The 21,150-nt window shown below is 72.5% G+C and carries 16 protein-coding genes and 1 riboswitch; of the genes, 8 read left to right on the top strand and 8 right to left on the bottom strand.

What is annotated here, in order from left to right; all coding sequences use genetic code 11:
* The first annotated feature begins 227 nt into the window (after window positions 1-227).
* Window positions 228-1,265: a fatty acid desaturase family protein gene (locus ACNYC2_RS04695; RefSeq protein WP_419705911.1), complete on the top strand. Its 1,038-nt coding sequence runs from the start codon at window positions 228-230 to the stop codon at window positions 1,263-1,265.
* 71 nt (window positions 1,266-1,336) lie between these two features.
* Here the strand turns inward: ACNYC2_RS04695 and ACNYC2_RS04690 are convergent, their stop codons facing one another.
* Window positions 1,337-1,978 carry a thymidine kinase gene (locus ACNYC2_RS04690; protein ID WP_419705910.1) on the bottom strand — a complete coding sequence of 214 codons (642 nt, stop codon included), beginning with the start codon at window positions 1,976-1,978 and terminating at the stop codon, window positions 1,337-1,339.
* A gap of 35 nt (window positions 1,979-2,013) precedes the next feature.
* On the opposite strand from ACNYC2_RS04690, the gene ACNYC2_RS04685 reads away from it, so the two are divergent.
* Entirely contained in the window at window positions 2,014-2,676 is a 663-nt protein-coding gene (locus ACNYC2_RS04685) for an alpha/beta fold hydrolase (RefSeq protein ID WP_419705909.1), read from the top strand.
* 5 nt (window positions 2,677-2,681) lie between these two features.
* Here the strand turns inward: ACNYC2_RS04685 and ACNYC2_RS04680 are convergent, their stop codons facing one another.
* Together ACNYC2_RS04680 and ACNYC2_RS04675 are read right to left on the bottom strand one after the other, a co-directional pair.
* A complete protein-coding gene (locus tag ACNYC2_RS04680; RefSeq protein ID WP_419705908.1) occupies window positions 2,682-3,830 on the bottom strand; it encodes an acyltransferase family protein in 1,149 nt (382 codons plus the stop codon).
* Between the two features lie 203 nt (window positions 3,831-4,033).
* Complete coding sequence (locus ACNYC2_RS04675) at window positions 4,034-7,759, bottom strand: Rne/Rng family ribonuclease (protein ID WP_419705907.1); 3,726 nt, start codon at window positions 7,757-7,759, stop codon at window positions 4,034-4,036.
* A gap of 457 nt (window positions 7,760-8,216) precedes the next feature.
* On the opposite strand from ACNYC2_RS04675, the gene ACNYC2_RS04670 reads away from it, so the two are divergent.
* Genes ACNYC2_RS04670 through cydC form a run of 4 tightly spaced genes read left to right on the top strand, consistent with a single transcriptional unit; the run spans window position 8,217 to window position 14,531 of the window.
* Window positions 8,217-9,713 (top strand): cytochrome ubiquinol oxidase subunit I, encoded by a 1,497-nt coding sequence (locus ACNYC2_RS04670; protein WP_419705906.1) that lies wholly within the window; start codon window positions 8,217-8,219, stop codon window positions 9,711-9,713.
* A gap of 48 nt (window positions 9,714-9,761) precedes the next feature.
* Window positions 9,762-10,811, top strand: coding sequence for a cytochrome d ubiquinol oxidase subunit II (gene cydB, locus ACNYC2_RS04665; RefSeq protein WP_419705905.1), 1,050 nt, complete (start codon window positions 9,762-9,764; stop codon window positions 10,809-10,811).
* Window positions 10,812-10,833: 22 nt separating this feature from the next.
* Entirely contained in the window at window positions 10,834-12,630 is a 1,797-nt protein-coding gene (cydD, locus tag ACNYC2_RS04660) for a thiol reductant ABC exporter subunit CydD (RefSeq protein ID WP_419705904.1), read from the top strand.
* Complete coding sequence (gene cydC, locus ACNYC2_RS04655) at window positions 12,627-14,531, top strand: thiol reductant ABC exporter subunit CydC (RefSeq protein ID WP_419705903.1); 1,905 nt, start codon at window positions 12,627-12,629, stop codon at window positions 14,529-14,531. The genes cydD and cydC overlap by 4 nt, the downstream gene beginning before the upstream one ends.
* Before the next feature lie 79 nt (window positions 14,532-14,610).
* Here the strand turns inward: cydC and ACNYC2_RS04650 are convergent, their stop codons facing one another.
* Together ACNYC2_RS04650 and ACNYC2_RS04645 are read right to left on the bottom strand one after the other, a co-directional pair.
* The gene (locus tag ACNYC2_RS04650; protein ID WP_419705902.1) at window positions 14,611-15,048 is read right to left on the bottom strand and encodes a GNAT family N-acetyltransferase; all 438 of its coding nucleotides are present in this window, start codon (window positions 15,046-15,048) and stop codon (window positions 14,611-14,613) included.
* 17 nt (window positions 15,049-15,065) lie between these two features.
* Entirely contained in the window at window positions 15,066-16,670 is a 1,605-nt protein-coding gene (locus tag ACNYC2_RS04645) for a phytoene desaturase family protein (RefSeq protein ID WP_419705901.1), read from the bottom strand.
* A 146-nt stretch (window positions 16,671-16,816) separates the two neighbouring features.
* Window positions 16,817-16,966: riboswitch (cyclic di-AMP (ydaO/yuaA leader) on the top strand.
* A gap of 3 nt (window positions 16,967-16,969) precedes the next feature.
* Between ACNYC2_RS04645 and ACNYC2_RS04640 the strand changes: the two genes are divergently transcribed.
* Together ACNYC2_RS04640 and ACNYC2_RS04635 are read left to right on the top strand one after the other, a co-directional pair.
* On the top strand, window positions 16,970-17,884 hold the full coding sequence (locus ACNYC2_RS04640; protein WP_419705900.1) for a C40 family peptidase: 915 nt from the start codon (window positions 16,970-16,972) through the stop codon (window positions 17,882-17,884).
* A gap of 113 nt (window positions 17,885-17,997) precedes the next feature.
* Window positions 17,998-18,975 carry an NAD(P)-dependent oxidoreductase gene (locus ACNYC2_RS04635; protein WP_419705899.1) on the top strand — a complete coding sequence of 326 codons (978 nt, stop codon included), beginning with the start codon at window positions 17,998-18,000 and terminating at the stop codon, window positions 18,973-18,975.
* Between the two features lie 88 nt (window positions 18,976-19,063).
* On the opposite strand, the gene mutM is transcribed toward ACNYC2_RS04635, so the two are convergent.
* The 3 genes from mutM to rpmF are packed head-to-tail and all read right to left on the bottom strand — an operon-like array spanning window position 19,064 to window position 21,150.
* Window positions 19,064-20,173: a bifunctional DNA-formamidopyrimidine glycosylase/DNA-(apurinic or apyrimidinic site) lyase gene (gene mutM / locus ACNYC2_RS04630; protein ID WP_419705898.1), complete on the bottom strand. Its 1,110-nt coding sequence runs from the start codon at window positions 20,171-20,173 to the stop codon at window positions 19,064-19,066.
* Window positions 20,166-20,954 carry a ribonuclease III gene (gene rnc, locus ACNYC2_RS04625; protein WP_419705897.1) on the bottom strand — a complete coding sequence of 263 codons (789 nt, stop codon included), beginning with the start codon at window positions 20,952-20,954 and terminating at the stop codon, window positions 20,166-20,168. Before rnc ends, mutM begins: the two co-directional genes overlap by 8 nt.
* Window position 20,955: 1 nt before the next feature.
* Complete coding sequence (rpmF, locus tag ACNYC2_RS04620) at window positions 20,956-21,150, bottom strand: 50S ribosomal protein L32 (RefSeq protein WP_108495103.1); 195 nt, start codon at window positions 21,148-21,150, stop codon at window positions 20,956-20,958.

Raw genomic sequence — 21,150 nt, 5'->3', positions numbered from 1 at the left:
CAGGTCAATACACCGTCTAAAAGCCTTCGCGAAGCGTCCACAACTGCCTCTCGCGGCCCTAACCTACGGTCCCGTAGGCTCCTCGGTATCTGCGTGATGGACGAGATCGTCCGATTCCACGACTGAGAAGTCGACACCGAGCATGTGAGGACCACATGGCCCAAGCTGCCCCCCTCGTCCGCGACGGTTTCCGCCCGACGAAACCCCGCGACCCCAATGCGCAGCCGGTGACCAGCACCTACTCGTCGCTGGCACGCACCGTGCGCGACGCCGGACTGCTCCACCGGGCGCACCGCTACTACGCCTGGACCCTCGCCGCGCTCACCGTCGCGCTCGGCGGGATCGTCACGGGCTTCGTCCTGCTGGGCGACTCCTGGTTCCAGCTCCTCATGGCAGGAGCGCTCGGCCTGGTGCTGACGCAGTTCGCCTTCGTCGCACACGAGGCGTCGCACCGCCAGGTCCTCGAGTCCGGACGCCGTAACGACCAGCTCGGCCGCTTCCTCGCCAACGCAGTGGTCGGCATCAGCTACTCGTGGTGGATGAACAAGCACACCCGGCACCACGCGAACCCGAACCGGGTCGGCAAGGACCCGGACATCGCGAACGACACGATCGCCTTCACCGAGGAAGGCGTCCGCCAGCACCGCGGGCTCAAGCGGTGGATCAACCGCTACCAGGGCTGGCTGTTCTTCCCCCTCCTCACTCTCGAGGGCCTGAACCTGCACGTCACCTCGATCCAGTCGCTCTTCCAGGGCAAGCCGGAGACCCTCCGGTCCCGTGTGGGCGAGCTGGTCACCATCGCCGTCCGCCTCAGCGTCTACGTCGCGATCCTGTTCCTGGTGCTGCCGCTCGGCATGGCCTTCGCGTTCCTCGGTGTCCAGCTGGCCGTCTTCGGCGTCTACATGGGCGCCTCGTTCGCACCGAACCACAAGGGCATGGCGATCATCCCGGCCGACAGCAACCTCGACTTCCTCTCGAAGCAGGTGCTCACCTCGCGCAACATCCGCGGCGGCCGGTTCATGAACATCCTCATGGGCGGGCTCAACTTCCAGACCGAGCACCACCTGTTCCCGAGCATGCCGCGGCCGCACCTCATCCGGACCGCCGTGATCGTCCGGGAGCACTGCGCCAACCTCGGCATCCCCTACACGGAGACGACCCTGGCGCACTCGTACCTGCTCGTCGTCAACTACCTGAACCGGGTGGGGCTCGCGGCACGCGACCCGTTCGACTGCCCGGAGTACCACTCGCTCCGCAAGGTCTGACCCTCGGGGCAGCAGCAGACCTCGCCGCGCCGAAGGGCGCGAGCGGCCGTCGGGGCGTCAGCCACTACCGGTCACTCGCGCCCTTCCGCGCGCCCGGCGTGCCGACGGCAGCGCGCCTCGTACGACTCCGAGCCGCCGACGTGCGCGGCGACCGGGACGAGCGCGCCGCCCGCATTGCCGGTGTCGTCGGCGGCGGTCACCGGTGGTGCACCTGGCACCCGGACGTGGAAGGCCGCGTCCGCGCCGCACACCGAGCAGACGGCGGTGAGCTTCTCCACCGACTCGGCGAGCGCCATCAGCTCGGGCAGGGGTGAGAAGGGCTGCCCGTCGAAGGTGACGGACAGTCCCGCGACCACGACGACGAGCCCCCGGCGGGCGAGCTCCGAGGCCACGGGCACGAGGCCCGCGCCGAAGAACTGCGCCTCGTCGACGGCGACGAGCTCGGTCGCGGTCCCCGTCCCGGCGTCGGCGTCGGCGTCGACCAGGGCGAGGATCTCCGCGGCGTCCGACACCGTGTGCGAGGGCACACCCTGACCCGAGTGCGAGGTCACTCTGCCCAGACCCCTGCGGGCGTCGAGCGAGTGACTCACCACCAGCACCCCGCGCCGGGCGATGCGGGCACGGCGCACCCGGCGCAGCAGCTCCTCGGACTTACCCGCGAACATGGGGCCGGCGATCACTTCGAGGCGCCCAGCGCCCAGGCCGTCTTCCATGGTCGCCAGTCAACCATTCCATTAGGTTGACGAGCATGGCCGCCGATGTCGAGACCGTGTTGTTCCTGCCGGGGCTGGGCGCCGGCATCGATCCGTGGGAGGCGCAGCTGCGTGCCCTGCCCGCCGGGTTCACGGGCCTGGCCCCGGACATCCCCGGGCTCGACCGGGCCGCGACGCCCGGCGCCTTCACGTTCGCTGGTGCGGCACGCGCGCTGCGGGACCTGCTCGACGAGCGCGGGGTCGACCGGGCGCACGTCTGCGGCCTGTCGCTCGGCGCGATGACGGCGACCCAGCTCGTGCTCGACTTTCCCGAGCGCGTCGCGTCCCTCGTCCTCTCGGGCAGCCAGGTCCGCGTACCTCCCGCGCTCATGGCGATCCAGCGGACGATCGTCCGGATGCTGCCGGAGCGCGCCGCCGAACGCATGGTCCTGACCAAGGCGCAGTGGCTCGGCGCCCTCCAGGTGGTCGCGGACATGAACTTCCGCGAGGGGCTGGCGGGCATCCAGGCACCGACGCTCGTCCTGTGCGGCAGCCGCGACCTCGCCAACCTCGCACCCGCGCGGGAGCTCGCCAGGACGATCCCGAACGCCGAGCTGCGGATCGTCCCGCGGGTCGGCCACCCGTGGAACCAGCAGAAGCCGGAGCTCTTCTCCCGGACGATCGCCGAGTTCTACGAGCGGCTGTCGGCAGCCGGCTGACCCGCCTACAGCACCCGCGAGACGCCCGGGATCTTCCGCAGCAGGTGGGCGAAGCCCCAGCACAGCGGCACCGAGAGGGCGAGCAGGACGAGGAACTTCACGCCGGCCGGGGCGGCGAGCGGCGCGAAGAGCATCGCGACGCCGACCAGCACCAGCGGGTGGATGACGTACACCGCGAACGAGTTCCGCGCTGCCCAGCGGGCCCACGCGGGCTGACCCGAGAACCGCTCCCGGAACAGGACCAGGAGGGCCACTATCGTGCTGATCGCGAAGACGTTCTCCGCGAGGCTCGCACCCAGCTGGGCGAGCGGCCCGGCGCCGGGCGCCGTCGCGAGGGCGGCGCCACCGAGGGCCAGCCCCAGGCTGACGAGCGCCACGACCAGCGCCACGCGCCCCTGCCGCACGGTGAGGGCGGTGAGCCACCCGCGGCGCACCGCGAGCAGGCCGACCACGAAGAGGATCGCGTACTGCGGCAGGTAGGCCGGGGAGGGCAGGCCCGCGAACTCCCAGTAGGTCCCGGACGGGACCACGAGGCGCCAGAGGAACGTGGCGGCGGTCAGCACCGCGACGAGCCCGGCGATCGCCCGGAAACGGACCGGGCGCGGCTCGGCGTCGACGGTCGTCGGCGATCCGGCGTCCGCGATGCCGGACCGTGCTGCCGAGCGGGCGCGCAGCGCGCGGAAAGCGGCGTACGCGAGCGACATCACCAGGAGCACCTCGGCGAACCACAGCGGGCCGACGTCACCGACGGTGAACCAGAACTGCAGGAACGACTCCCCCTCCGCGCGACGTTCCGGCCAGCTCTGCAGCGACAGCAGCGGGCGCGCCACCAGCCAGAAGGCCACCAGGGGAACGCCGAGCCGGAGCAACCGGTCCCGGGCGAAGGCGCCGGGCCCCTTGCGGTCCACGGACCCGGGGGCGAACAGGCCGGAGAGCAGGAAGAAGAACCCCATGAAATAGAGCTGGTTCACGATCACCAGCAGCATCAGCGCGACGCCGGACGGGCTGGTGCTCGGCTCGGTCCAGTACCAGAGCGGGAGCGCGCCGTAGGTCAGGGCGCTGTGGTGCGCCAGGACCAGAACGGTCAGCAGCACCCGCAAGTTGTCGACGTACCCCAGTCGGGTAGCGGTCGGCCGTACGGCGGTGGTCGTCATCGTGGGTCTCCGAGTCTCGTGCGGTTCGCTGCTTCCTTGGTTCATTACTCGACTAATGAACCACAGAACGCGGTGGTTCCGCAAGGGAGATCCGCACGCTCGATTTCCGGGCACGAAAAACGAGGGCCGCCACCTCACGGTGGCGGCCCTCGTCGGGATCAGGTCAGAGGCCGAGCAGCCTCGCCCAGAAGCCCTTCTTCTGCTCAGGCGACCTCGTCGCCAGCTCCTTTGGGCGGTTCCGACTGCCCAGTGTCGGAGCCCCCCTCCGGCGCATCGCTCGCCGACGGCGCGGCGTCCGCAGGCCGACTCGCCGAGTCGGAATCCGGTGAGTCGGGAGCAGCCGCCGAGCCGGAGCCCGCGGACGCCGACGCCGTGCCGGACGCACCGGCGCTCGGCAGCTGGATCTCGTCCAGGGTGGCGGGACCCTCGTCCGAGGGCTCCTTCGTCTCGTGCGCATGCTGAGCGGCGGCGGCGATGGTCGCGAGCGTGGCCTTGACGGCCTCGCGCGCCTCGGACCGCTCCTCGGGCAGGCTCGCGACGGGCGTGGTCTCCAGCACGGGAGCCACCTTGCCCTCCTTGCCGCGCTTGCGGCGCGCACGCGGGGAGCGCGGGCCCTCGTCGGACGACGCGGGCGCACCGCCCGAGGCCATGCCGTTGCCCGACTTCTCGATGGGCTCCTCGTGCACGATGAACCCGCGGCCCTTGCAGTGCTCGCACGTCTCGGAGAACGCCTCGACGAGGCCCTGGCCAACGCGCTTGCGCGTCATCTGGACCAGGCCGAGCGAGGTCACCTCGGCCACCTGGTGCTTGGTGCGGTCCCGGCCGAGGCACTCGACCAGCCGGCGCAGCACCAGGTCGCGGTTGGACTCGAGCACCATGTCGATGAAGTCGATGACGATGATGCCGCCGATGTCGCGCAGGCGAAGCTGCCGCACGATCTCCTCGGCCGCCTCGAGGTTGTTCCGCGTCACGGTCTCCTCGAGCGTGCCGCCGGCACCGGTGAACTTGCCGGTGTTGACGTCCACGACCGTCATCGCCTCGGTGCGGTCGATGACCAGCGAGCCGCCCGAGGGCAGCCAGACCTTGCGGTCCATACCCTTGGCGAGCTGCTCGTCCACCCGGTGCACGTGGAACACGTCGGTGTTCTCGACCCACTTGGACACGCGCTCGCGCAGGTCCGGGGCGAGCTCCTCGACGTAGTGCGCGATCTCGTCCCACGCGCCCTCGCCCTGCACCACCAGCGACGAGAAGTCGTCGTTGAAGATGTCGCGGACGACGCGGATGGCCATGTCCGGCTCGCCCTGGAGCAGAGCCGGGGCGTTGGCCTTCTTCGACTTCTCCTGGATCGCGTCCCACTGGCCCTGCAGCCGCTCGACGTCGGCGCGCAGCTCGTCCTCGCTCGCCCCCTCGGCGGCGGTACGCACGATCACGCCCGCACCCTCGGGGACCACCTCGCGGAGGATCTTCTTGAGGCGCGAGCGCTCCGTGTCGGGCAGCTTGCGGCTGATACCGGTCATGCCGCCGCCCGGCACGAACACCAGGTACCGGCCCGCGAGCGTGACCTGGCTGGTGAGCCGGGCACCCTTGTGGCCGATCGGGTCCTTGGTGACCTGCACCAGGACCGAGTCGCCCGACTTCAGCGCCTGCTCGATCCGGCGCGGCTGGCCCTCGAGGCCCGCGGCGTCCCAGTTGACCTCACCCGCGTACAGCACGGCGTTGCGGCCCTTGCCGACGTCGACGAACGCGGCCTCCATGGAGGGCAGCACGTTCTGGACGCGGCCCAGGTACACGTTGCCGGCCATCGAAGCCTGCGACTGCTGCGAGACGTAGTGCTCGACGAGCACGCCGTCCTCCAGCACCGCGATCTGCGTGCGGCCGTCCTTCTCGCGCACGATCATCGACCGCTGCACCGACTCGCGGCGGGCCAGGAACTCGGCCTCGGTGATGATCTGGCGACGACGCCCGTGGTCCCGGCCCTCGCGGCGACGCTGACGCTTCGCCTCGAGGCGTGTGGACCCCTTGAGCGCGGTGACCTCGTCGGTGCGCGTCGAGCGGACGGCGGCCGCCTCGGCGCGCTCGCCCCGCGTGCCCCGGCGGCGCCGGCGACGCCGACGGCTGCCGCCCTCGCCCTCGCCGTCACCCTCACCGTCGACCGCGTCCTCGTCGGACGCCTGCGCATCCTCGTCCTCGTCGGCGCCCTGCGCGTCGTCCTCGGAGTCGTCGTCCTGCTCCTCGTCCGCCGAGTCGTCCTCGTCGTCCAGGCGGTTCGCGCGGCCACCACGACGGCCGCGTCCACCCCGACGCCGACGGCGGCGCGACGGGCGCACCTCCTCGTCGTCGTACTCCTCGAAGTCCGCCGGGGCGAGCTCCTCGAGCTCGACGCCCTCGGCGGCCAGCTCGTCCTCGATCGCGCCGACCTCGTCCACGGCGGCGGCGTCGTCCTCGCTCAGCTCGGCCGCGACGAAGTACGGCACGGCGGCGCTCGTCTCTCGGACGGGCGCAGACGTGTCCACGGCGGGCTCGACGGCGTCGGCCCGCGTGCTCGGGGCCGCGTCCTGCGTGTCCGGCCGCGCGGCCGGCTCGATGCTGGGTCCGCCCGTGCGACGCACGGCCCGGCGCGAGCCGGACCGGCGCGCCCTGGGCTCGGCCGGGGTCTCGGACGCAGCCTGGGGCTCGGTCGTGGCCTCGGCCGCACGCTCGGACCGGGGCTCGGCGGGCCGCTCGACAGCGGGCTCCGCCGCACGCGCGGGCGCCTCGACGGCCGGCTCGACAGGGCGAGCGACCGGGCGGGCGAACGTCGGCGTCAGGTCCTGCGGACGCGGCGGCCCGGCGGGTGCCTGCGCACGCCGCGAGCGGCGAGCGGCGGACTCGTCGGGCGCCTGGAAGAGCAGCGCCGTGGTGGCGAGCCGCGGGACACGCGTGCCCGACGTCGTCGCGGCGGGCGAGACCGACGGCTGCGCGGGCGTCTCGGCGGCAGGCGTCTCGGCGGCAGGTGTCTCGACGGTGGGGGCCACGGTGGGCTCCGCTGCCGGACGGCGGCTGCTGCGGCGGCCGCGGGTCCTCGGCGCCTCGGCGGCCGGGGTCTCCTCGACCGGCGCCTCGGCGGCGGGGGGCTCCACGACGGGCTCCGTGGCCAGGGGCTCCGCGGCGACGGGCTCAGCGGTGACGGGCTTGCGACGCGACCGGGCACGCTTGGGGGCGGCCGACTCGGCCGACTCGGCCGACTCGGCCGGCTCGGCCGGAACCTCTGCTACGGGCTCGGCCTTCTTCCGGGTACGACGCTTCGGAGCCGTCGTCTCGGCCTCCGCCGTCGGGCTGCCGGGCAGGATGATGTCGTCCAGGCTCGCGATCCCGCGCACCGGGGCGTCGACGGGCGTCGCAGCGGGCTCGGGCAGCACGATGTCGACCGGTGCCGCCTCCTCGGCGGGGGCCTCGGCGAGCTCCTCGACGACGGCCTCGGGCTCGACCGTCTCGGGCTCGGCGGCCGGGGCGGGCTCGACAGTGACATCTGTCTCAGTCGGGACCGGCTCGCTCGCCGCGGCGGGCTCGACGACGGCCTCGGCGACCGGCTCGGCCGCCGTCGGCTCGGCTATCGCAGGGGCCGTGGGAGACGAGACGCCCCGCGTGGCGCGGCGGCGCGGTCGCTTGGTGACGGGCTCAGCGGTCGCGGAGGTCGACACGACGGCGGTGCCGCCGGTGGTCACCGGCTGGGACTCGGCCGGGGTCTCCGCGGGGCCGGACGAACCGACGACGATGGGCTCGACGGTCGCCGTCGAGACGACGGACCTGGTGACGCGGCGACGCGGGCGCTTGGCCGGCGTCGTGCCTGCCGGAGCCTCCCCACCAGTGGTGACCTGGGCGTTCGCCTCAGGTGCGTCGTGATCATCCTGTGACCCGATGGTCGAACCGGTGGTGCTGGAAGGCGTCACGTGAGGTGCTCCTGTAGCCGGCGTCCGCCCCACACCACGCGGGCCGCCAGGCGGTCGGTCGTCCGGCTGTGCATCGCGGCGAAGCGACACACCCGGGCTGAAGTCTCGGTCTGCGGCCCTGTTCCTGCGATCTTCGCGGACGCCTGCGGCCACGTTCTGTCGTGACAGCGGCACCGCGTGCGGATCGCGGGCAGTGATGGACTCTGCAGGCCGCGCAGGGATGTGGGCCCACGCGGGTTCGTCAAGTATCGCACAAGAGACCGAGCCCACCCGGCGAAGGACGACCGGCCCACGACATAGGGGCCGAAGGGCCCATCCTGCGGACGGCGAACTGCGTGTACAGTGCTTGTGAAGGCATTCACAAGCGGTAGTTCACCCCTGCGGTGGTCGCGGACCTGCATGTTCAGGCCTACCGACCAGGGACGGGCGCCGTTCGAAGACATCACAGGAGCCCTGAGTGGACGCTCTAGATCTGGCACGCTGGCAGTTCGGCATCATCACCGTCTATCACTTCATCTTCGTGCCGCTCACCATCGGGCTCGCGCCCCTGGTGGCCATCATGCAGACGGCCTGGGTCCGCACCGGGAACGAACGGTGGCTGAGGCTGACCAAGTTCTTCGGGAAGCTGTTCCTGATCAACTTCGCGCTCGGCGTCGTCACCGGCATCGTGCAGGAGTTCCAGTTCGGGATGAACTGGAGCGAGTACTCCCGGTTCGTCGGTGACGTGTTCGGCGCCCCGCTCGCCATGGAGGCCCTCGCGGCGTTCTTCGTGGAGTCCACGTTCCTCGGCCTGTGGATCTTCGGCTGGGACCGGTTGAGCAAACGGGTCCACCTGGCCTGTATCTGGGCCGTGGCCGTCGCGGTGAACCTGTCCGCCCTGTTCATCCTGGCCGCCAACTCGTGGATGCAGCACCCGGTGGGCGCCATCTACAACCCCGAGACCGGTCGCGCCGAGATGGAGTCGATCTGGGCGATCCTCGGCAACAACACGCTGTGGGCCGCCTTCCCGCACACCGTGTCGGCGGCGTTCCTGACCGCGGGCACGTTCGTGGCCGGGATCTCCGCCTGGTGGATGGTGCGCCTCGTCCGGACCAAGCGGGCCGAGTCCATCGAGCTCGCCCGCAACGTCTACCGCCCCGCCGTGATCCTGGGCACCGTGGTCATGCTGGTCTCCGGAGCCGGCGTCGCCCTGACGGGTGACGTCCAGGGCAAGCTGATGTTCGAGCAGCAGCCGGGCAAGATGGCCTCGGCCGAGGCGCTGTGCGAGGGCGAGGAGGCGGCGAACTTCTCAATCCTGACCATCGGCGACCTGTCCAACTCGTGCGAGGGCGTCCGGCACATCCTGGAGGTGCCGGGTCTGGCCAGCTACCTCGGCACGGGCAGCTTCTCCGGCGAGGACAGCTACCTGCCCGGCGTCAACGACGTCCAGGAGCAGTACTCCGAGCGGTACGGCGAGACCGACGACGCCGGCAACCCCATCTCGTACACACCGAACCTCGCCGTGACGTACTGGAGCTTCCGGCTCATGATCGGGTTCGCCGCCGGTTCCGCGCTGCTCGCCCTGGCCGCGCTCTGGCTCACCCGGGGCGGCCGCGTCACCGACAACCCGTGGTTCGCCCGTCTCGGGATCGCCGCGATCCCGACACCGTTCATCGCGTCGTCGTTCGGGTGGATCTTCACCGAGATGGGGCGCCAGCCCTGGGTGGTCGCCCCCAACCCCACGGGCATCGACCAGGTCCGGCTGCTCACCATGCGCGGCGTCTCGGAGGTGGTGAGCCCCGGCATGGTGCTCACCTCGATGATCGTGTTCACGCTGCTCTACGGCGTGCTGGCCGTGATCTGGTACCGCCTCATGCACCGGTACGCGATCGAGGGAGTGCCCTCCACGGTGCGCGACGAGTCGCCCGAGGCCGCCGACGACGAGACCGACCGGCCGCTCTCGTTCGCCTACTGACCACCGCCTGACCTCCGCCAGAACCCAAGACTGACAAAGGACGTGACCGTGGACCTCGCACTCGTGTGGTTCTTCATCATCGCGATTCTGTGGACCGGGTACCTCGTGCTCGAGGGCTTCGACTTCGGCGTCGGGATGCTCATGTCCCTGCTCCCGCGCGGCGACGCCGCGCACCGGGAGAAGGAGCGGCGGGTGCTGGTCAACAGCATCGGGCCCGTGTGGGACGGCAACGAGGTGTGGCTGCTCACCGCCGGTGGCGCCACCTTCGCCGCGTTCCCCGAGTGGTACGCGACCATGTTCTCCGGCTTCTACCTACCGCTGCTGCTCATCCTGGTGGCGCTCATCGTGCGCGGCGTCGCCTTCGAGTACCGCGGCAAGATCGCCGACGCCGTCTGGGCGCGCCGCTGCGACATCGCCATCCAGGTGGGCTCCTGGGCGCCGGCCATCCTCTGGGGCGTGGCGTTCGCCAACCTGGTCCGCGGCGTCCAGCTCTCCGAGACGCACCAGTACGTGGGCGGGTTCTGGGCCCTGCTCAACCCGTTCGCGCTGCTCGGCGGCGCCACCACCCTCGTGTTGTTCCTCCTGCACGGCACGGTGTTCGTCGCGCTCAAGACGGACGGCGAGATCCGGGCCCGGGCCCGCCGGTTCGCGGGCGTCCTGTCGGTAGCGGCCCTGGCCGTGGCCGGCGGGTGGGCTCTCTGGGCGCAGCTCGCGTTCTCCGTCACCTGGACGTGGGCCGCCGTGGCGGTCGCCGCACTCGCCCTGGTCGGCGTCGCGCTCGCCAACCGCGCCGGGCGCGAGGGCTGGGCGTTCGGGCTGTCCGCCGCGACGATCATCGCCGCCGTGGTCCTGATCTTCGGATCCATGTTCCCCGACGTCATGCCCGGCCTGGACGGCGGGCCCTCCCTCAGCATCGCGGAGGCGTCGTCGACCCCGTACACCCTGACCGTCATGACGTGGGTGGCCGCCTTCCTCACCCCTCTGGTGATCCTGTACCAGGGCTGGACCTACTGGGTCTTCCGCCGCCGGCTGACCGTGGACCACATTCCCGCGCCGGCAGGACTCACCTGGAAGAAGATCAAGGAGTCGGCATTCTGAGCCGGTACGGGAACCTCGGATCGTGAAGCCCCTGGACCCCCGGCTGCTGCGGGAAGTGCGCGCGGCCCGCCGGTACGTGGTGCTGACGGTCGGGCTCGGCGTGACGGCGGCCGGGCTGATCGTCGCGCAGGCCCTGCTCATCGCGGACCTGCTGGCACCGGTGATACGCGGGGACGGCGCGTCCGGACCGGCGATGGTGCGGTCCTTCGCGGGACTGGCGCTCGTGATCGCCGGCCGGGCGGCCGTCGCGTGGGCGCAGGAGCGGTACGCGCTGCGCGCCGCCGCCCGGACCATCGCCGAGCTGCGGCACGCGGTGGTCGAGGCCTGGGCGCTGCGTGGCCCGCGGGCGGCGGTCGGCGGGACGACGGCGGCAGGCGGGGCCGGCGCTCCGGCGTCGGGCAGCGGGAACGGCGCGAGCCCGGAGGCGGAGGTCGTGACCCTGGCGACCCGCGGGCTCGACGCGCTCGAGCCGTACCTCGTGCGGTACGTGCCGCAGCTGGTGCTGACGGCGCTGCTCACGCCCGCCCTCGTGGCCGTCGTGCTGGGCCTGGACTGGGTGTCGGCGGTGATCCTCGTCGTCACGCTGCCGCTCGTGCCCGTGTTCATGGTGCTCGTCGGGCGGCTGACCGCGGGGGCGTCGGAGCGGCGGCTCGCGACCGTCGAACGGCTCGGCGCCCAGGTGCTCGACCTCGTCGCCGGGCTGCCGACGCTCCGCGCCTTCGGACGGTCCATCGGGCCGGGTGAGCGGGTGCGGGCGCTCGGCGACGCGTCCCGCAGGGCGACCATGGGGACGCTGCGGATCGCGTTCCTCTCCTCGATGGTGCTGGAGCTGCTCACGACCCTGTCGGTGGCGATCATCGCCGTCGGCGTGGGGCTGCGGCTCGTCGAGGGCGCCATGGAGCTGCAGCCGGCGCTCGCCGTGCTGGTGCTGGCGCCCGAGGTGTACCTGCCGCTGCGGAGGGTCGGGGCTGAGTTCCATGCGTCGGTCGACGGGGTCGCTGCGGCTTCTCGGGCGTTGGCTCTTCTTTCTTCTGGTTCAGTTCTTTCTTCTGGTTCAGTCCGGTCGGAGGGTGAAGACGTCCGGGCACGGCCGGCCGGGTGGGAGCTCGTGCTGGACGGGGTGTCCGTGCGGGCTGTTGGGCGGGGGGTCGTGGCGCCGTCCGGGTTGTCGGCTCGGGTGGCGCTCGGGTCCGAGACTCGTGGGGGCGGGCGGGTCGTCGCGTTGCGGGGGCCGAGCGGGGTGGGCAAGTCGACCGCGGTGCTCGTGGCGCTCGGGTTGCTGTCGCCGGATGACGGGCGGGTGGGGCTCGTCGACCCCACTGGCGCTTTTCGGGGTCTTGACGAGCTTTCGGCGGGCGGGCTGGAAGGGTGGTGGGCTGGGCTGACCTGGGTTCCGCAGCGGCCGTCGCTGCCGCCCGGGCGGTTGCGGGAGGTGGTGCTCGACGGCAAGCCGGCAGCGAGTGACGCGGCACTTGCCGAGGCGGCGCGGCTGACCGGGCTCGACGTCGTCGTCGGCTCGCTCCCGAACGGCTGGGACACGCGCGTCGGGCTCGGCGGTGTGGGCCTGTCGGTGGGCCAGCGTCAGCGGGTGGCACTCACGTCCGCCCTGCTCGACGACGCCGCGACCAAGCCGCTGGTGATCCTCGACGAGCCGACCGCGCACCTCGACGCGCGCGGCGAGCAGGCGGTGCTCGAGACCGTGCGTGCGTGGCGTGACGCGGGGCGGACCGTGCTCGTCGTCGCGCACCGGACCTCGCTGCTCGGGCTTGCGGACCAGGTGATCGACGTCCGCTCGGCGGCAGACCCGGAGGCACGATGAACATCACGACGCCGGACGCTCCGGCATGGACCGCTCCGACACCGGGCACCCCGGCATCGCGCTGGGCCAAGGTCACCGCCGACCCGCTGCGCCGGGTGCTCCCGCTGCTGGAGGTGCGGCCGGTCAAGGTCGCGGCGGCGATCGGCCTCGGCGTCCTGGCGCTGGCCTGCGCGATCGGGCTCGCGGCGGTCGCAGCGTGGCTCGTCGCCCGGGCCTCGCAGATGCCCCCGGTGCTCACCCTCTCCGTGGCGGTGGTCTCGGTGCGGGCGTTCGGGATCGGGCGCGGCGTCCTGCGCTACTGCGAGCGCCTCGCCTCCCACGACGTCGCGCTGCGGGGCATGGCGGCGCTCCGCGCCAACCTGTACGACCGGCTCGCCGCCGACGACCGTCCGGTGACGGTCCGGCGCGGCGAGCTCCTCGCACGGATCGGCCAGGACGTGGACGACGTCGGCGACGTGGTGGTCCGCTCGGTGGTGCCGGCGGGTGTCGCGGTGGTGACGTCGCTCGGCTCGGTGATCCTGCTGGGTGTGCTGCTGCCCGCTGCGGGGGTGGCGCTGGCGTTGTGCCTGGTGCTGGCCGGGGTGGTGACGCCGTGGCTCGCGGCCCGGGCGGCCGCACGGACGGAGGCGCGGGGCGCGGCTGCCCGCGGCGAGGTGACCGCGCTGTCCCTGGAGATCCTCGAGGAGTCGGCGCCGCTGCGCGTCTCCGGGCGCTTCCGGGCGCGGCTGGCGGACCTGGATGACGCCGACGCCCGGTTGTCCGCCGTCGCGGACGACGGCGCCCGCACCTCCGGGCTGGCAGCGGCCCTGGGGGCGCTCGCACAGGGTCTGGCGGTGCTCGCCTCGCTCGCGCTGGGGGTCCCGGCGGCGCTGTCGGGCTCGCTGTCCGTGGAGGCGCTGGCGGTGGTCGTGCTGACGCCGCTCGCCGTGTTCGAGGCGACCGCCGGGCTCCCGGCGGCGGCGGTCCAGCTGCACCGGTCGCGGGAGGCCGCGCGGCGGCTGCTGGAGCTGCTGCCGGACTCCGCTCCGGTGTCAGACCCACAGGTCACTCGGGTGACCTCAGGGTCTGACACGTCGGGGTCGGAGGACGACGCCCTGCTCGTGCTCGACGGCGTGACCGCCGGCTGGCCCGACGGCGACGGCCGGCCGCGTGCCGTCGTCGAGCAGGTGTCCCTCACGCTGCGCCCGGGTTCGGTGGCGGCCCTGGCGGGACCGTCCGGCGTCGGGAAGACGACGCTGCTGATGACCGCGGCGGGCCTGATCCCGCCCCTGACGGGCCGCGTGGGCGGGTGGTCGGCAGAACGTCAGGAGGTCGGCAGTCCCGGTTACCGATCAACTGACGTTCTGCCGACCACGTCGATCGACAGGCTGTTCGTTGCCGAGGATGGGCACCTGTTCGACACCAGCGTGCTGGAGAACCTGCGGGTCGCGCGGGGCGACGTTACGGAGGCCGAGGCTCGGGCCGCGCTCATCTCCGTCGGGCTGGGTGACTGGCTCGCCGCGCTTCCCGAAGGGCTGGACACCCTGGTCGGCACGGACGCGGCGGCGGTCTCGGGCGGGGAACGCCGTCGGCTCCTGGTCGCTCGCGCGCTCCTCGCCCCCGCCCGGGTGCTGCTCGTGGACGAGCCCGCCGAGCATCTCGACGGCGAGACCGCGGACGCCCTGGTCCGCACCCTCGCCGACCACGCGCGGGAGACGGGGCGGGCGGTGCTCCTGGCGACCCATCGGCTGACGCCGCTCGCGGCCGCCGACGAGGTCCTGCTGCTCGGGAACGGCACGCCCGCCACGATCGCGGGTGCGACGACGGGCGCGATCCCGGCGACCGTCGTGGCCCGCGGCAGCCACGAGCACCTCCTCGCGACCGACCCCTCCTACGCCTGGTCAGCAACCCAGGAGGGCTGACCATGCGGTTGCTGCCAGACCGGGGCCCTTCCTGGCAGCAACCGCATGGCCGATCGGGTTCGCCGGAGGGGGCAGAGCGTCAGAGGCGCTTGTCGAACTTCTTCGAGAGCTGCTCGTAGCCCAGCCGCTCGTAGAAGGCGTGCGCGCCCGTGCGGCGAAAGGACGACGAGACGGTGGCCCGTGCGGCGCCCGCGGCGATTGCCCATTCCTCGAAGGTCGCGACGAGAGCGCGCCCTGCTCCAGTGCCGCGGTTCGTCTCGGCGACGACCAGTGCGGTGAGCTGGGCCACCGGCGCATCGAGCTCGTAGGCCCAGCGGACGTGGCCTGAGGCGAACCCGATGACTGCCTCCGCATCGGCTTCGTCCGGGTCTACCGCCAGCCAGGCCGCGTCGGTCTCGCTGCCCGCGACACGGGCGAACCTGGCGGCGACGTCCTCCGCGGTGCTGGGGTAACCGAGCTGACCGAGGAGCGGGGCGATCGCAGGGGCGTCGACGGGAAGGGCGCGTCGGATGTGCACCGCCACATCGTAGGTCGTCAGCCGGCGTCGCCCCCGAGCACCGCCATGGCCGCCGCCCGGCCGGGGATACCGCTGACGCCACCGCCGCGGCGGGCTCCGGCGGCCGCCAGGAGCACCCGGGGGTGCTCGGTCGCGACGCCCCAGCGGCCGGACTCGTCGCCGTCGTCCGGCTCGGCGAACGGCCAGCTGAGGTCGCGGTGGAAGATGTGCCCGCCCGGCAGCCCGACGTCGCGCTCCAGGTCGACGGGGGTGCGCACCTCGAGGCAGGGGGCGCCGTCGGCGTCGAGCGCGAGCACGTCCTCGATCGGCTCGGCGAGCACGGAGTCGAGGGAGGCGAGCGTGGCCCGGAGCGCCCGCTCACGGGCGACGTCGGGCTCGGTGCGGAAGAGCCGTGCCGGCATGTGCAGCCCGAACAGCGTGATGGTCTGCGCGTCCGTCTTGGCGAGCTCCGGCCCGAGGATCGTCCGGTCGGTGAGCGTGTGGCAGTAGATCTCGCTGGGCGGCAGGTCGGGGATGCGCCCGGCGGCGGCCTGCGCGTGCGCTGCCTGGAGCTGGGTCAGGGACTCGTTGACGTGCAGGGTCCCGCTGAACGCGGCGACGGGGTCGACGTCGTCGCGCAGCCTGGGCAGTCGGGTCAGCAGCATGTTCACCTTGAGCTGGGCGCCCTCGGGGCGGTCGGCAGTCGTCGAGGCGTCGCCGCCCAGCAGCCGGTCCAGCTCCGCCGGGGCGCACGCCGCGAGCACGTGGCCGGCCGTGACGCCCTGGGTGCGCCCGTCGGCGTCGGTCCAGGCGACCTCCGCGCCGGAGGCGCCGGGTGCACCTGGATCGACGGCGGTGACCGTCGCCGAGGTGACTATCGTCGCGCCGGCGGCCACCGCGGCGTCGCGCAGGGCGCCCGAGACGGCGCCCATGCCGCCCACCGGCACGTCCCAGTCGCCGGTCCCGTTGCCGATGACGTGGTAGAGAAAGCAGCGGTTCTGCCGCAGGGACGGCTCGTCGATGTCGGCGAACGTGCCGATCAGGCCGTCGGTGGCCGCGACCCCGCGGACCACGTCGTCGGCGAAGGTGCGGCGCAGCACCTCTCCGAGGGGCTCCTCGAAGAGCGCGCGCCAGGCCTCCTCGCCCACCCCGTCGACCACGAGGTCCCGGACCGCCGACCGCGGGAGCAGGGGTTCGGTGAGGGTCGGCGCGAGCCGGCGGGCCACCTCGGCGGTCATGGCGTAGAAGCGGCCCCAGGCCTCGAAGTCGGCGTCCGAACCGGTGAGCCGCCGGAACGAGGCGCGCGTGGCGACGTCGTCCTGGCTGTCGACGAGGAGGCCGCCGTCGGCCACCGGTGTGTACGAGGACCAGCGGCGGCGCTTCAGCCTGACGGGCAGGCCGAGCTCGTCGATCACCCGGCGAGGCAGGAGCGAGACGAGGTAGGAGTAGCGCGACAGCCGCGCGTCCACCCCGGCGAAGGGGCGGGCCGAGACGGCGGCGCCGCCCACGTGGTCCGCGCGTTCGAGGACCAGGACGGACCGGCCGCCACGGGCCGCATAGGCAGCCGCGGTGAGGCCGTTGTGACCCCCGCCCACCACCACGACGTCGTACCGGGATCGCATCGAATGGGTCATGGACGCCATAGTGGCATGGGGCACAGATTGCCAAGGACGTTCCATCACAGGTCGCTATGTGACCTAATCGTGACATTTGCGCGAGGGGCAGGTACGGTCGATCTCGCCTCTCCAGCAACGGGGAGGTCCAGGCCCGGACGCCGAACCCTGTCACCGGACCTTGGCAGCCAGAACCGTGACAGGGGCGGGGGAACCAGGTAAGCGGGCACGTGAGTGTCCTTGGGGTGAAGCCTCCTTGTGAGGCCGGGTGAATCGCTCTCCCATCCGAACCCGACAGCTCACTTCGTAGGCGTCCGAGGAGATCACTGGTGACCGTACTCACCGACCGCACGCACGACTGGGCGGACGACCAGGCAAGCCGTTCCAGCAACCGGGGCAGGCACCGCGCCGACGGCCCCGCACTCACCCCCTTCACCGCACTGACCCAGACCGCAGCCGAGAACGCTGCCCGGACCGGCGCCATCGCGGTCGTCACGTCCGGCATGCTGGCGTCGGTGTTCACCCAGACCGCCCACTCCGCGCCCGCCGAGACGCACACGCAGGCCGCGCTCGCGAACGCCACGCCGGTCAGCAACACCATCAGCAACAACACGATCAGCAACACGGTCGACTCGACCGTCCGCGCCGGGTTCGCCGAGAACCTGGTGACCAAGGTCAAGGTCACCCAGGACGCCGACTTCTACGCCGAGCGCGGACGCGTGTCCGTGACGCCGTACGCCGAGACCGAGGAAGGCATCGCCGAGGCAAAGGCCAAGGCTGAGGCCGAGGCTCGTGCCAAGGCGGAAGCCGAGGCGAAGGCGAAGGCCGAGGCTGAGGCAGCCGAAGCCGCCGCGGAGGCCGAGGCGGCCGCAGAGGCAGCGGCCGCTGCCGCCGCGGACTCGTCCGGGCTGGGCCAACAGGCCGTCAACCTCGCACTCGAGTACGTCGGTGTGCCCTACGTGTGGGGCGGAGCCTCCCCCAGCGGCTTCGACTGCTCAGGGCTCATCCAGTACGTCTACGGCCAGCTCGGTATCTCGATCCCCCACAGCTCGAGCGCGATCTCGACCATCGGGTACCAGGTCTCCGCCGCCTCGGCGCAGCCGGGCGACATCGTGTGGACGCCGGGCCACGTCGCCCTCTACGCGGGCGACGGCATGGTCGTCGAGGCCCAGCAGGAGGGCACCCCCGTGCAGTACGGCGAGATGTGGCAGAACAACCCGGTGTTCATCCGGGTGACGGGCTGACGCCTACCCCCGCCACTCCGCAGCACCGTTCCGGACCGCGAGGTGTGTCGCGCCAACCCCCTGGCGCGACACACCTCGTTCGTGTCCCGGGCTCGTCCGGTAACGTCCCGGGCGTGAAGATCCTCGTACCGGACGTGCCCTTCGACCTCGACTTCCCGGCCCTGCTGCCCGACGGCGGAGCCTCCTTCGCGCCCGGCGGCACCGACACCGTCGTCGCCTACGCGATGAACGAGCCGGTCCCCGAGGAGCACACCGACGCCGAGATGCTGGTCACCTGGTCGAGCCCGCCCAAGATCCTCGCCGACGCCGCCCTCCGGCTCCCCCGGCTGCGCTGGGTGCAGACCCTCTCCGCGGGGCCCGACGTCGCGCTGCGTGCCGGGTTCGCGCCCGACGTCGTCATCTCCTCCGGCCAGTCCCTGCACGACGACACGGTCACCGAGCACACCCTGGCGCTGGTCCTGGCGACGGTGCGCCGCATCGACGTCTCCCTCGCCGCGCAGCGGGAGCACCACTGGGCCAAGGAGATCGCGTTCGCCCAGGCCGACCCGGTCACCGGCCGCGAGTACACGCTCGACGGCGCACGCGTGACGATCTGGGGTTTCGGGTCGATCGCCCTGCGGCTGGCCCCGCTGCTGACCGCGCTCGGTGCGCGGGTCACCGGCGTCGCCTCGCGTGCGGGCGAGCGCTCCGGGTACCCCGTGGTGGGGCCGGACGGACTGGACGCCCTGCTCGCCGAGACCGACCTGCTCATCTCGCTGCTGCCCGCGATCCCCGCGACGCGGCACATCCTCGACGCCCGCCTGCTGGGTTTGCTGCCGCCGACTGCCCGGTTCGTGAACGTCGGCCGGGGTGCGACGGTGGACGAGGAAGCGCTCGCCGACGCGCTGCGGTCCGGGCGGCTCGCGGGAGCCGCGCTCGACGTCATGGAGACGGAGCCGCTGCCGGAGGACTCCCCGCTCTGGGACCTCCCGAACCTGATCCTCACGCCCCACGTGGCGGGTGGCCGGCCGCGCGGCGCCGCCCGCTTCCTCGCGGACCAGCTCACGGCCTGGCGCACGGGCGCGAAACTCCGCAACGTAGCCACGAGGTAGTGCCGCGAAGTAGAGCGGGTGTCCGGACACCCGCTCTACTTCAGCATCGGCCTGTTGTCGAGGTAGAGGGGGTGTCCGGACGCGTGCTCTACTTCGGCGATCTGGGGGCCGGTTGGCAGATCGGGCACGAGAACGACGAGCGGTTCATGAAGGGGTCCCGGCGGATCAGCGCACCGCAGCGGCGGCATTTCTCGTTCTCCTGCCCGTACACCGCGAGCGAGCGGTCGAAGTATCCCGACTCCCCGTTCACGTTGACGTACAGCTCGTCGAAGCTGGTGCCGCCCTGGGCCAGCGCCTCGCGCATCACCTCGGCGGCCGAGTCCAGCACCCGGCGCACGTCCGCGGCCTTGAGCTTGTCGGTCGGCCGGGCCCAGTGGACCTGCGCGCGCCACAGCGCCTCGTCGGCGTAGATGTTGCCCACGCCGGACACGACCGTCTGGTCCAGCAGCGCGCGCTTGACCTGGGTCCGACGGCGGCGCACCCGGCGCACCAGCCCGTCCAGGTCCAGGTTCGGGTCGAGCAGGTCGCGGGCGATGTGCGCGACGGGCTGCGGCAGGAGGGGCAGGTCCGAGCCGTAGCCTGCCGGGATGTTCGACGCCGGTCCGCCGTCGGCGGGCGCCTCGCCGTCCGCGGGCACCAGGTCCTGCACGCTGAGGTGACCGAAGGTCCGCTGGTCCACGAAGTCCAGGTAGCGCGCGCCTGAGGGGGCGCCGGTCAGATGGAGGCGAACCCGGAGGTGAGGATGGCGCCAGTCGTCCGCTGCCGTGCCCACCGCCGGGCTCGGCCCGGGACCCGCCTCCGCGCCGGACTGCTCCAGACCCAGCACCACGCTCGACGCGTGCCCTGGATCGTCGCCCGCCACGGCGCCCCGGACCAGCAGCTGTCCCGACATGCCGAGGTGTGCGAGGAGTGCTGCTGCCGGGTGGGTCTCGACGGGCTTGACCAGCGGGGCGGCGGGGGTCTCGACGGGCTCGACCAACGATGACGGCGGGTCTTCCAGCGGGAGCCAGAGGAACTTGCCGCGGCGGACGGCGGCGCTCAGCTTCCGTCCGACGAGCTGGTCGCGGAACGACTCCGGGCCGCCGTCGTGCCGACGGACGCTGTACTCGCGGAACACCTCGACGTCGCGCACCACCGCGCCGACGACCAGCCTGTCGACACCGTCGCGGACGGTCTCGACCTCGGGGAGCTCAGGCACCGGCGACCGGCGCCTTGCTCCCGGAGGTCTGGCTGGCGGCCGCCCCGCCGTCGTCCCCCGCCTTGGGCAGCGGGAACTTCTCCAGCAGGGCCCGGTAGGTCTCCTCGGCGGCGCCCTGCTCGGCGTGCTTCTTCGCACTACCCGAGCCTGAGCCGTAGGTGACGCCGTCGATCACCACCGTCGAGTGGAAGACGCGTGCGTGCTCCGGCCCCTCGAACGTGGCGACGTAGTCGGGCGAGCCCAGCCCGCGCTCGGCCGAGGCCTCCTGCAGCGAGGTCTTCCAGTCGAGCCCCGCGCCCAGGCCGGCTGCGACGTCGAGCGTCGAGTCGACGAGCCGGTGCACCAGAGCCCGCGACGTCTCCAGGCCGTGCGACAGGTAGGTCGCCCCGATCAGCGCCTCGACGGTGTCGGAGAGGATCGAGTCCTTCTCGAAACCGCGCGTGCGGATCTCGCCCTTGCCCAGCAGCACGTACTTGCCCAGGCCGAGGGTGCGCGCGATCGCGGCGAGCGCACGCTGCGACACCGTCGCCGCGCGCATGCGCGCGAGGTCGCCCTCCGACAGGTCGGGGTGACGCCGGAACAACGCCTCCGTGACCACGAGCCCCAGCACGGTGTCGCCGAGGAACTCCAGGCGCTCGTTCGTGGGGATGCCACCGGCCTCGTGTGCGAACGACCGGTGCGTCAGTGCCAGCACAAGAAGCTCGGGGTCCAGATGGACCCCGAGCTTCTCGAGCAGCGCGGTAGGTTCCGGCCTCGCCGGCGACGTCCCGCCCTTGGCCACGTCAGCCCGCGTGAACGGTCTTCAGGGCGTCGCGGTACGTGCGGCCCTTGTAGGTGCCGCACGTCGGGCACGCCGTGTGCGGCAGCTTGTTGCCCTGGCACTGCGGGCAGGTCGTGAGGGTCGCTGCGGTGGTCTTCCACTGCGAGCGACGCGCACGGGTGTTGCTGCGCGACATCTTGCGCTTCGGAACAGCCAC

This window comes from Promicromonospora sp. NFX87, from assembly GCF_048564965.1.
In the GTDB taxonomy this organism is placed as follows: Bacteria; Actinomycetota; Actinomycetes; order Actinomycetales; family Cellulomonadaceae; genus Promicromonospora.
The sequence above is the reverse complement of the archived record's forward strand: the minus strand, read 5'-3'. Positions and strand labels throughout refer to the sequence as shown.